This is a genomic window from Tenacibaculum sp. nBUS_03, assembly GCF_051201695.1.
Lineage (GTDB): Bacteria > Bacteroidota > Bacteroidia > Flavobacteriales > Flavobacteriaceae > Polaribacter.
In genome coordinates this window covers 2889042-2901517 of the sequence record NZ_CP179214.1, presented here as the reverse complement: position 1 = coordinate 2901517, position 12476 = coordinate 2889042, and the positions used below count along the sequence as shown (strand labels likewise).

At 28.6% G+C, this 12476-nt stretch carries 7 protein-coding genes and 7 tRNA genes; 3 read left to right on the top strand and 11 right to left on the bottom strand.

The features are described from left to right. The first annotated feature begins 76 nt into the window (after positions 1 to 76). From ACMFBB_RS13425 to ACMFBB_RS13415, 3 genes are all read left to right on the top strand, one after another. Positions 77 to 2197 carry a Tex family protein gene (locus ACMFBB_RS13425; protein WP_435261275.1) on the top strand — a complete coding sequence of 707 codons (2121 nt, stop codon included), beginning with the start codon at positions 77 to 79 and terminating at the stop codon, positions 2195 to 2197. A gap of 229 nt (positions 2198 to 2426) precedes the next feature. Then, the gene (locus ACMFBB_RS13420) at positions 2427 to 4529 is read left to right on the top strand and encodes a PAS domain S-box protein (protein ID WP_435261274.1); all 2103 of its coding nucleotides are present in this window, start codon (positions 2427 to 2429) and stop codon (positions 4527 to 4529) included. 219 nt (positions 4530 to 4748) lie between these two features. Beyond that, positions 4749 to 6845 (top strand): PAS domain-containing sensor histidine kinase, encoded by a 2097-nt coding sequence (locus ACMFBB_RS13415; protein WP_435261273.1) that lies wholly within the window; start codon positions 4749 to 4751, stop codon positions 6843 to 6845. Between the two features lie 41 nt (positions 6846 to 6886). On the opposite strand, the gene ACMFBB_RS13410 is transcribed toward ACMFBB_RS13415, so the two are convergent. The 11 genes from ACMFBB_RS13410 to prfH all read right to left on the bottom strand — a co-directional run bounded on the left by ACMFBB_RS13410 (position 6887) and on the right by prfH (position 12265). After that, positions 6887 to 7987, bottom strand: coding sequence for a slipin family protein (locus ACMFBB_RS13410; protein ID WP_435261272.1), 1101 nt, complete (start codon positions 7985 to 7987; stop codon positions 6887 to 6889). A 377-nt stretch (positions 7988 to 8364) separates the two neighbouring features. Continuing rightward, positions 8365 to 8456, bottom strand: a tRNA-Arg gene (locus ACMFBB_RS13405). Positions 8457 to 8888: 432 nt separating this feature from the next. Further along, positions 8889 to 8961, bottom strand: a tRNA-Arg gene (locus tag ACMFBB_RS13400). 43 nt (positions 8962 to 9004) lie between these two features. Then, positions 9005 to 9076, bottom strand: a tRNA-Gln gene (locus tag ACMFBB_RS13395). A gap of 40 nt (positions 9077 to 9116) precedes the next feature. Then, positions 9117 to 9197, bottom strand: a tRNA-Leu gene (locus ACMFBB_RS13390). 11 nt (positions 9198 to 9208) lie between these two features. After that, a tRNA-Pro gene (locus ACMFBB_RS13385) sits at positions 9209 to 9281 on the bottom strand. Between the two features lie 6 nt (positions 9282 to 9287). Further along, positions 9288 to 9359 (bottom strand) — tRNA-Asp (locus tag ACMFBB_RS13380). 224 nt (positions 9360 to 9583) lie between these two features. Continuing rightward, positions 9584 to 9656, bottom strand: a tRNA-Cys gene (locus ACMFBB_RS13375). A gap of 659 nt (positions 9657 to 10315) precedes the next feature. Continuing rightward, entirely contained in the window at positions 10316 to 10870 is a 555-nt protein-coding gene (locus ACMFBB_RS13370) for an exonuclease domain-containing protein (protein WP_435261271.1), read from the bottom strand. An 82-nt stretch (positions 10871 to 10952) separates the two neighbouring features. Next, a complete protein-coding gene (locus ACMFBB_RS13365; protein ID WP_435261270.1) occupies positions 10953 to 11468 on the bottom strand; it encodes a tetratricopeptide repeat protein in 516 nt (171 codons plus the stop codon). A 104-nt stretch (positions 11469 to 11572) separates the two neighbouring features. Further along, the gene (prfH, locus tag ACMFBB_RS13360) at positions 11573 to 12265 is read right to left on the bottom strand and encodes a peptide chain release factor H (RefSeq protein WP_435261269.1); all 693 of its coding nucleotides are present in this window, start codon (positions 12263 to 12265) and stop codon (positions 11573 to 11575) included. Between the last annotated feature and the right edge of the window lie 211 nt (positions 12266 to 12476).

Below are 12476 nucleotides of genomic sequence, written 5' to 3'. Positions count from 1 at the left end.
TTAGATTATTTATTAAGATAATATCTACCTATTTTTTATTTCATTATTTTTGTTTACTTCATTAAAAATTAAACTCTTGATAAAATATATTACCTCTCGTTCAGAAATTTCAGAAAAATCAATTCAAAACACCATCGAATTATTAAATGAAGATTGCACTATTCCATTTATAGCAAGATATAGAAAAGAAAAAACAGGAAATTTAGATGAAGTTGAAATAGGTCAAATTGTTCAATTAAAAGAACAGTATGAAGCTTTAGAGAAAAGAAAAGCTGCCATATTAAAAGCTTTGGAAGAACAAGAGGTTTTAACAAATGAGTTAAAACTAAAAATTGAAAATTCCGAAAACCTTACTACTCTTGAAGATATTTATCTACCGCATAAAAAAAAGCGTAAAACAAAAGCTGAGACTGCTCGTAAAAACGGACTAGAACCATTAGCTAAAATGATAATGAGTCAACGAGTAAACGATTTAGAGTTTACCGCTTCAAAATATACTTCAAGTGAAGTTGAAACCTTTGAAAATGCATTAGAAGGTGCTCGTCATATTATTGCCGAATGGATAAACGAACGAACTGATATTAGAAATAATATTCGTTACCAATTAGAGCGCTTTGCTATTATTTCAACTAAAATCATTAAATCTAAAAAGGAGGAAGAAGCTGCCCAAAAATTTAAAGATTATTTTTCTTGGGAAGAAAGCCTAAATCGGATACCTTCTCATCGCTTACTGGCAATATTACGTGCAGAAAAAGAAGGTTTTATTCGAATAAAAATTGAAATCGATAATGAAAGAGCTCTTCAAAAAATAGAAGATCGAATAATTCGTTCTCATAATGAATGTGCTCAACAAATAGAGTTAGCAATAGCTGATTCATACAAACGTTTATTACTTCCTGCTTTAACCAATGAAGCAATGAGTTTAGCTAAGGAAAAAGCAGATGAAAACGCAATAAAAGTCTTTGCCAAAAACTTACAGCAACTTTTATTGAGTGCTCCATTAGGAGAAAAACGAATTTTGGCTATTGATCCAGGTTTTAGAACAGGGTGTAAGGTTGTTTGTTTAAATAAACAGGGAGACTTGTTACACAATGAAACTATTTTCCCTCATGCTCCCCAGAACAAAGCTACTGAAGCAATTAAAAAAATTAGTACGCTAACAGATGCTTATAAAATAGAAGCTATAGCAATAGGAAATGGAACAGCTTCAAGAGAAACCGAACAATTAATAAAACGTATTCATTTTAAAAATAATATAGAAGTATTTGTAGTTAGTGAAGCCGGTGCCTCTATCTATTCTGCCTCAAAGATTGCTCGTGACGAATTTCCTAATTATGATGTTACTGTTAGGGGAGCGATTTCTATTGGCCGTAGGTTAGCAGACCCATTAGCTGAACTAGTAAAGATTGACGCAAAATCAATTGGTGTAGGTCAATATCAACATGATGTAGATAAATCTAAACTTAATAAATCATTAGATACTATTGTTCAACATTGTGTTAATAAAGTTGGGGTTAATATAAATACTGCAAGTGCTCCATTGTTAAGTTATGTTTCAGGTATTGGTCCGAAACTAGCAGAGAATATTGTGACCTATAGAAATGAAAATGGTGCATTTACTAACAGAGTTTCTATAAAAAAAGTACCTCGTTTAGGCGGAAAGGCATTTGAACAATCTGCGGGGTTTTTACGTATTAAAAACGGAGACAATGTTTTAGATGATTCAGCTGTTCATCCTGAACGATATTCGTTAGTTAAAAAAATAGCTAAAGATTCAGGTAATAAAACAACTGAATTACTAGGAAACACTGCAGTTTTAAAGCAAATCAAATTACAACAATATGTTACTGATTCTTTTGGGTTACCAACACTACAAGATATTATTAAAGAGTTAGAAAAACCAGGTTTAGATCCAAGACAAAAAGCAAAAGCTTTTAGTTTTAATGAATATATAAAAACTATTGATGACCTTAAAACAGGACAAATTTTACCAGGTATTGTAAATAACATTACAAATTTTGGTTGTTTTGTAGATATAGGAATTAAAGAAAGTGGTCTAGTCCATGTATCAAACCTATCCAATACATTTGTTCAAGATATAAATGAATATGTTCACTTACAACAACATGTTCAAGTTAAAGTTATAGAAGTAGATATTAAAAGAAAACGGATCCAATTAAGTATGAATTTTCAATAAAACTATAAAATTTACAACTATTTTTTTACTAAAAAGCAAGGTGTACTAAACCTTGCTTTTTTTGTTTATCAGCCCCCTTTTTTCACCTAATCATTTAAAAATCTTGAAAATAACTATACTAAATTTAATAAATTATACAATAATTTATTAAATTTAGTACCTAAGTTAACCCCCCGATGTGTACATTAATAAACAATAGCTTTATAGTACCATTTTATGTACAAAAAAAATGGATGAAACGAGAATACAACATTTAGAAGAATCTCTTGCTCTTGAACGAAAAGCACGTGAAGAAGCTGAAGCAATAATGAAGCAAAAGTCATTAGATTTGCATGATAAGAATCAAGAACTAGAAGAAACGAACCAAACCCTTTCTAAAGTTATTAATGAAAAACAAATTGAATTAAACAACTTGTTTAAAACCATTATAGACCCCTATATTCTTATGGATTTATATGGTAATGTTTTAAAAATGAATGATGCTTCTATTAACTTTTTTGGCATTAATAATGAAAAAGAATCTTTTAATGTAGTAGACACTCTTTATCCAGATGATGTAGAATATGCTATGAAGGCATTTCAAAAATTTCTAAAAATCGGTTTTTTTAGAAATTTTCAAGCGAGAATTTACAATAAACAAAAAGAAATAAAATGGGTTGATATTAATTGTAATATCGTTTACGATGCCAACGGTAATCCTACTCTGGCTCAAGGGATTATTAGAGATATTACCCAACAAAAGATTCAACAACAAATTTTTATTGAGCAAAAAAATCAGTTAAATGCAATTATAGACCATTCTTCATTAGGAATTGTATTAACAAAGAGGGGGGAAATTATAAAAAGTAACAGAGCTTTTCAAAAGTTATTAAATTACTCTGAAGAAGAACTACTTCGCTTAACAGTAGCTGATATTTCTTTAAAGGAAGATAAGGAAAGATCAATGCGATTTATGAAAAAACTTGATAATGGTGAAATAAACCATTTTTCTATTAATAAACGTTATAGAACTAAGCATGGAGCTATTATTTTGGCTAAAACAAATGTATCTATTGTAAAAACTGGCAAAGAACACAATGATTATCAAGTAGCTGTAGTTGAAGACATCACTGAAGAATTTCAAAATCAATCCCTGCTCAAAGCTCTAAATAGTTTAATGTCTTCAATCATAGGTAAGACTGATATATTTGAAATTGCTTGGGAAATATCAGAAAGAACCTCAGAACTGTTAAACCTTGAAGATCTTGTTATCTACTTATTAGATTATAAAACAGGGAAACTAAAACTAATTGCTGCTCATTGTGGAAAAATTCAAAAGAGAAAAATCTTACAAAATCAAATTGAGATTAGTATTGGAGAAGGTATTGCTGGATCTGTTGCAAAAACAGGTAAATCTGAAATTATTAATGATACATCTAAAGATAAAAGATATTTAGTGGACGATAAATTACGTTTATCTGAAATTTCAGTTCCCATAATTGCTAACAATGAAATTATAGGTGTAATTGACTCTGAACACTCTAACAAAAACTTTTTTACAAATTACCATTTAAAAACTTTAGAAACCATAGCAAATTTAACTGCAACTCAATTAAAGAATGCACTTAATTTACAATTGCGTATTGAAGCAGATATTGAAAATAAAACATTATTAAAAAATTTAACTAAAAGTAATAAGGAGTTAAGAGATTTTGCTCATGTAGTATCACACGATCTTAAATCTCCTCTAAGAAGCATGAATGCTTTAGCTAGTTGGATTAAAGAAGAGAATGCTAAATCTAGTAATAAAGTAATAGAAGACGATATTAATTTACTGTTAAAAAAAATTGATAAAATGGAACACTTAATCAATGGTATTTTAAAATATGCTAGTATTGATCAAGTTAAATCTGTCAAACAAAAAACAGATCTTCAAAATTTAGTAAACGACATTATAGATACCATTTATATCCCAAAAAACATCAAGATTAATATTTTGAACAAACTCCCAAAGCTGAAGTTAGAAAAATTCAAGATTTATCAACTTTTTCAAAATTTAATTAGCAATGCTGTAAAATATAATGACAAGAAAGAAGGTGTAATAAATATCAATTGTAAAGAGGAAGAAAACTCTTGGTTATTTAGTATTCAAGATAATGGAATTGGTATTTCTGAAAAGTATCACGAAAAAATATTTAAAATATTTCAAACTTTAGAGAAAAATGAAGATTCTACTGGGGTGGGCTTGTCTATTGTAAAAAAAATTGTAGATACTTATGAAGGGAAAATTTGGCTTGATTCAAAAGTAAATGAAGGCACCATCTTTTATTTTACTTTACCAAAAAAACTCTAATTCTGTACAAAAAACAACTTTTAATTGAACATCTATTTTATATTAATCCATTCTCCTTTCATCATTAAGTGTCTGCAGTTCAACGAAAGTTAGTAGCTATTCGTCAATATAAACCACCTAATTACTCCATTTTTTTATAAATTCAATAAAATTAACGAACGGCTATAAAAAGCACTTGAGTATAAGAAGTTAATAATACACAGCTATAAAACCTGAAGGATGGATTATGATAGACTACGATTTTTAGAAAAATCTCTTGCTCAGAAAGGTGCTGCTCTTAAAAAAGCTACAAAAGAATTAAAAAAAAACTCTTTAGAATTAGAATATAAAACTGAAGAACTTGAAACAACCCGACAAAACCTTTCCTCTATTGTCAATGAAAAGCAAATTGAATTAAATAATTTGTTTAAAATGATTATTGATCCCTATATCTTAATGGATCTTTATGGTAATGTCATAAAAATGAACAAAGCTTCTATCTCCTTTTTTGGCATTGACAACAAACAAAAATCATTTAATGTTATGGATACTCTTTTTAATGACGACTATGAGTATGCTATGAAATCTTTTTATGAATTAATTGAAAATGGAGTATTTAGAAACTTTCAAATCAGAGTATACAACAAAAATAAGGATTTAAGGTGGGTAGACATTAACAGTAATATTATATATGATGATAAAGGAGATCCTAAACTAGCACAGGGTATCATCAGAGATATAACCGAGCAAAAATTACAGCAAAAAATATTTTATGAACAAAAAAACCAATTAGATGCAATTATTGAGCATTCACCTATTGGAATTATACTCACTCAAAACAGAAAAATTATCAAATCTAACAAGGCAATCCAAAATCTTCTTGAATATTCTGAAAATGAGCTTTATGATTTAAATGTTGCAGATATTTCCTTCGAAAAAGATACTTTTAAATCATATAGGCTCATGGATATGTTAGATAAAGGTAAAGTAGATAACTTCACCATGAACAAACGATACCTCTCAAAAAGAGGCAAAGTAATTTGGGCAAAAACAAATGTATCTGCCGTTCGAACAAACGACACTTCAATGAAATATAGAGTTGCATTAATTGATGACATAACCGAAGAACAACAAAATCAATCTTTACTCAAAGGGTTAAACAGCTTAATGTCTTCTATTTTAGGTAAGGTAAATATTTACGAAATAGCCTGGGAAATAACTTCTAAATGTACTGAACTTCTTGGTTTTGAAGACTGCGTGATTTATTTATTAAATTATAAAACTGGAAAGCTAAAACAAATAGCTGCTTTTGAAAATAAAATTAACAATGGTAGAATAATAAAAAATCCATTAGAAATTTCTATTGGTGAGGGTATTGTTGGCCACGTTGCTAAAACTGGTCAATCAGAAATTATAAATGATACCTCTAAAGATTCAAGATACATTATTGATGATAAAATTCGCTTGTCTGAGATTACTGTACCAATTATTGCAAATAATGAAGTAATCGGAATTATAGACTCTGAACATTCTAATTTGAATTATTTCACTGATTATCACTTAAAAACACTTGAAACGATTGCGAATTTAGCTTCCTCTCAATTAAAAAATGCTCTAAACTTACAACTCCTCATTGAATCTGATAAAAAAAATAAAGCTTTATTAAAAAACTTAACATCAAGAAACAAAGAACTAAAAGATTTTGCACATGTTGTTTCTCACGATCTTAAATCTCCTTTAAGAAGTATTAATGCGTTAGCTAATTGGATTAAAGAAGAAAACACAATAAAGCCTAATGAAATCATCAAGCAAAACACTAAATTATTATTAGACAAAGTTGACAAAATGGAACACTTAATTAATGGCATTTTAAAGTATACAAGCATCGATAAAGTGAACTCTAAAAAACAAAAAACAGACCTTCAACTTTTAGTGAAAGATATTATAAATACAATTTATATACCCAATAATTTTACAATAAATATTCTAAACAAACTACCTAAACTAAACGTAGAAAAATATAGAGTATATCAATTATTTCAAAACTTAATAAGCAACGCCGTAAAATATAATGATAAGCAAAAAGGTATCGTAAACATTAAATGCAAAGAAGAGGAATTATATTGGCAATTTAGCATTCAAGATAATGGAATTGGAATTTCAGAGAAGTATCACAAAAAAATATTTGAAATCTTTCAAACTTTAGAAGGAACTGGAAAATCGACTGGAGTTGGACTGTCTATTGTAAAGAAAATAATAGATATTTGTGAAGGAAAAATTTGGCTTACCTCAAAAATAAACGAAGGCACCATATTTTATTTTACGTTACCTAAGTAGTTATAAAGAGTTCTATGAAAAGCCCACAGGTTAACTGTGAGCTATTTACTTACTGAAAAAATCTCCTTTAATTGCTTTACCATATTTCCATTTCCAGAAACAGTAATTTCTCCAATTTTATCTGCAATATTTTCTACATATTCCATTTCTTTTAACTTATATAACATTTCGTTATCCTCCATTAATTTGGCAGTATTCAATAAACTTCTAGTAGAAGCTGTTTCTTCTCGTCTACTAATAATATTAGCTTGCGCTTTTTTCTGTGCGACTAAAACTTGATTCATAATTTCTTTCATATCACCAGGTAAAATAACATCTCTAATACCGCAATTAATTAATTTAACTCCTAAATCATTTGTGCTTTTAGAAACTTCATCAAACACCTCTTCACCAATATTCTCTTTTTTATCTAATAGCTCATCTAATGTATATCTACCAACAAAAGACCTTAAAGCTAACTGCATTAAAACATACAATTGTTTTTCAAATTCTTTATTTTCTAATAATGCTTTTTCAATAGCAATAACTTTATACTGAGTATAAAAATTAATTCTAATATTTGCTTTATCCTTAGTTAACAATTCTTGTCCAGAAACTTCTAACTGTAATTGTCTTGTATCAACTTTTGCAATTTTAATAGAAATATCATTTCTCCAAAATCTGTATACACCACCAGTGATGGTTTTGGTATACACATCATCTATTAACAATACTGCTTTTTCATAGGCTGCAACTTCAAATACTCTTATGTATTTATTAACAGCATAGTTTTTAAATAATGCTTTATCTAAATTTTCAGTGATATAAATTTTACCAATATCAATAGATTGAAAAGTTCTTTTTACTAAACCTTTCCAAAATGTGTATCTTCCAGCCTCCAAAACACGAGTAAAATTGTTATTTTCATATACAAAAACTAACTCATTATCTTTTACTTCAATAACCTCTAACATTTTGGCTAACTCTTCATCCTTCAATAAAACCTCTAGCGCTACTGAAATTTTAAAGTCTTTTGTTAAGTCATATGTATTTACATATTGATTAAGCCCTAACCAATGCAAACCGCTAGTAATTACTTTTTGATAGTCTCCATTTTTAAAAACTAAACCTACATTTCCTTGATTAATTCTAACTCTTTTCATTTTTCTTTTGTTTTTAATTCAACTTTTTTTATAACAATTCGTTCCATTAAAGGAATGTTTTGTTCTTTTTTAAAAGAAAAGTATTGAATACTTATGCTTATAAATACACGGAAATAATAGTTTTAAAAAAGATTCAAATTTTAATTTAACAAATGGATTACAGTGTAAACTCAACTATAATTGACGTGTTAAATATTAATACTTCACTTATTTAAAAGTTACCATTTCAAGTACGTTTATTAGTGCTTATTTAAAAACTTCATTAAACACTCAATACTTTTATTTTTTCATCAGTTTTATAAGATGATGAGCTTTCTAACAAACCTACATTATGAGTGTAGTGCTCTAACCAACTGAGCTACAAAGCCTATTTTTATTGGCCTTGACAGGAATCGAACCTGTGCCAAAACAGATAGTGAAAATATCTGAATTCACTAGAACCGAAATCTAGCGCGTCTACCGTTCCGCCATCATATATGATATATGAGTGGGATTCGAACCCACATGAATTTTGGTGATTATTTTTTGGTTAATAATCAAAACCTTCAAGTCAAGTTGCATATACAAATTCAATACAAAACTGCAAAATTGTATACAATGGTGCTATACAGAAACACACAACAAGACTTACTTGATATTTTAATGTCATTAAAATGAACTAATGAAGAAGCTTTTTAACAGATTACTTCATTTAACTTCGCTACATTCGTGATGACTTTTTCTTTTAATATGTTAATGAACTTCTTTAACTAACCTCATCATACTCCATGTTATGATGAGGACTTTCTTATTTTTCTTTTGCAATTCTCCCACTTTTAACGGCGTTCTTTTTCAATTACTATGCAAATATTTAATACAACTACGCAGTCTTTTTACGTAACAAAATATTTTTAATTATTTGTAGGAATAGCAAGGCTCGAACTTGCATCTTTAGAATCGTACTCTAATATTTTATCCAATTAAACTATACTCCTTCTTTCTTTAATAATTACTATTTTGATTAATAACCAAACTATGTAAACCTGATAGGATTTGAACCCATACAACAAGAATCAAAATCTTGTATGCTAACCATTACATCACAGGTTTCTCTTCTAGAGAAAGAAAAAAACTTTATTCTTTTAACTAGTTCGGGAAGAGAGATTCGAACTCTCACATCTTTCGATACTAGATTCTAAATCTAGCGTGTTTACCAATTTCACCATTCCCGCATTTAATTTGTCTGAGAAGTAGGGTTCGAACCCACAACCTCCTGCATCCAAAGCAGGCAAACAACCAATTGTTATCTTCCCAGTTTTTGCAGTACTGACGGGATTCGAACCCGCAACTTTCCGAGAGACAGTCGGATACACTACCATTGTGCTACAGTACTGTTTATTTAATTGATAGAGCCTAAAAACTTTATACTTAAATTAAAACTAGATTTATAATCTAGTAAGTCGTCAAATTACTCAACACTTCCATTTTATTAAATCATTACCAATGAAATGAACCAATCTTTTAATCGATAAATAGATTCCTTCTTCGTACCTCATCAGAATGATAATTCTACTATTAAATTAGTTCTCAAACAAATTTGAATTACTTCAATCATCGAGACAAGGATGAGATTCGAACTCATAAAAAACGGAGTTGCAGACCGCTGCCTTAACCATTCAGCAACCTTGTCTTTTTATTCCATAAAAAAAGCATCTCTGATTAAGGAGATGCTCTAAAATTATGTATGAATATATAATTAACTTATATCATCATAATATATCTCCTTTTTAAAATTTAACTCCTGATCATCACACAATTCACATAGGCTACTCGGTAAGCAAAACCCAAAATAGTTAAGTGTTATATGTTGTGGATACTGTTTCATTTTATATTCTTATTTTTATTTCTAATCAAAAATCAAAACAATAAATTCTCTTGTTTTGATGTTGCAAATATGAAACACATTTTTTAATTACACAAGAAAAAAACATATTTAAAAGATTGATTAATAGGTTTTTAACTTAATTTTACTCACTAAAAATCCTGTCCGTTATTTAACGGATAATAAACTTTCACATAATAGACTGTCTCTCAATTATTTGTTATTTTTTACTATTTGATTTTCTTAACTACAACATTTTTATTTTTTTTTCATAAAAAAAGCATCCAATTCTTAATTGGACGCTTTCGTTTTATTATTTCTTATTATAAGTTAGTTAACTCATTGTTGAATTTTATATACGTAGCATCCCTTTCGCTGAAAACTCGAACGAGAATAATATGAACAAAGTAATTGTTCTAATTGTTTATTAACATGTATCTTTTTTAATTTCATTTATTATTAAAATATTAATTCTCTTTTTTATTAGTTAAACACCAATACAAAATTTTTGCAATATTTTTTGGGTCATCAATTCCTCTATGATGTGTTCCTTCTAATCCAATGTTTAAGATATCCAATGCGCCCTTCATCCCTACTTTTTTAGTCAATCCTTTTATTTCAGAAAAAAAATCTTTTACATTAACGTGTTCTTGAGATAGAGGATACTCTACTCCTTTGAACTTACATTGTTTCTGAAACATATTTAAATCATATTGACCATAACTAGCCCATATGTGTTGTTTTGATTTATATTCTTTTCTCAATCTAGTACATGCTTCTTGAAAAGAGATGCCTTTTTCATCTAACATTTTTTGAGTAATGGTTGTTAACTCAGTACAAAATGAACTAACTGTTGATCGTTCAGGTTTTACTAGAATTCCATCATTTTTAAATATTTCTCCAGTTTCAATGTCTAAAACACAAATTCCTATTTCTATTATTTCATTTACTTGACCAGGTGGAATTTTTCCATTCCAACAACTAGCTTCTAAGTCTATAACTATTATTTTATTATTCTTCATTTTCGATAAATTTTAATGACTTTCTTTTCAATTACAATGCAAATATTCAGCTCTACTACGTAATGTATTTACATAATTAAAATCATTTCTTTTTTTTCTTAGATTTTACTTTTTTCTTTTTAGGCAACTTTCCCTTAATACGCTTTTCTTCTTCATCAATAGTATGTAAAAACTCATTATTGAAATTATATATTCTAGCTTTTCCGATTTGCTTTAAGGCTTTCTTATAGTTCTTTTGAGTTTCAAATAAAACTGCTTTTTTTAAATACAATACTGCTTTATCTGATCCCTTCACACTCAAGGCAAAATCTATTAACTTTTCAGCTTCCTCAAAATCTTCATTCCAGAATAATACATTAATGTAATTAGGATACACATTAAAAGCATGCATATTTTCAGCTAAAGCTTCCCCATAATATTCTTTTGCTTTTTCGTAATTAAATAGTGCTTCAGCATGAATACGTCCCATTAAACATAATGCAACCGTGTTTTTTTCTTCATATGCTAATGCATAGGTTAAAGCCTCAATTGCTTCCTCTAAATCATACGGATACGCATCTAATGCTTTAAATATGTAATTATTTGCTAATGTTCCCATCTTATTTTCTTTTTTGTCATTCCGATGCACATAATCTAATTTGTTAATTTATAAAGAGACTACTTCTCTACGCTTCGCTACAATCGTAATGACGTTTTATATTGTTATTCTAATTGTTTTCTTAAATCAGTTTTTAGTTGATTCCGTTTTGTTTTAAAAGATTTCAATTTCTTTTGTTGTTTAAAATCTGAACCAGTAAATGTTCTGGTTGGGTTCCCCCTTTCTAAACTCAAATGATTTTCCCATTCATTTTTTACCAATTCTTTTAATTGACCAATATTATGATCTGCTATTTTTTCTTTTAATCGTTGTATTGCTATCTTCTTATTTTGATGCTGTGAACGACTATCAGAAACCAATACTTGAACTCCTGTTGGTATATGTTTTGCTCTAACTGCTGAACTTACCTTGTTTACATGTTGTCCGCCTGCACCAGAACTTCGAATTGCTTGAAATTGAATATCGTTTTCGTTAATTGTTTTTTCTTTATATTGATTTAATTCATAACAACCGATAAACCAGTTTTTACGTTTATGATATTTTCTAAAAATTGAGGTTCCAATCCATTGAATAGATCCTAACCAGTTCTTTAAAAAATCAGAAAGTTTTTTTCCTTTTAACTCAACTGTTACAGATTGTACTGTTCCATTTTCAATTCCATTAACTTTATGCAGTACTGTATATTCAATCTTAGCTTCTATTAATTCTTTTAAAAATATTTTTAAAATTTTTGCAACTACCCATGAACATTCTGATGGGCCTTTAGCTGCTGTTAGTTGTATTATTTTTGTATCCATTTTTTTATTTTTAAATACCCCTTTGCAGATATACTTGCGTTAGGGATTGAAGTGGCACCCTTTTTTACTCTTTTAAAAAGCGTAATTGCAAGGAACGAAGTAATCTGTTTATTAATTTTAAGATTGCCACAGTTTACAAAACAGTAAACTTCGCAATGACAGCTATAAAAAGATATAGCGTAAAGCCCGACCTTTAGGTAACGCCCAAAGA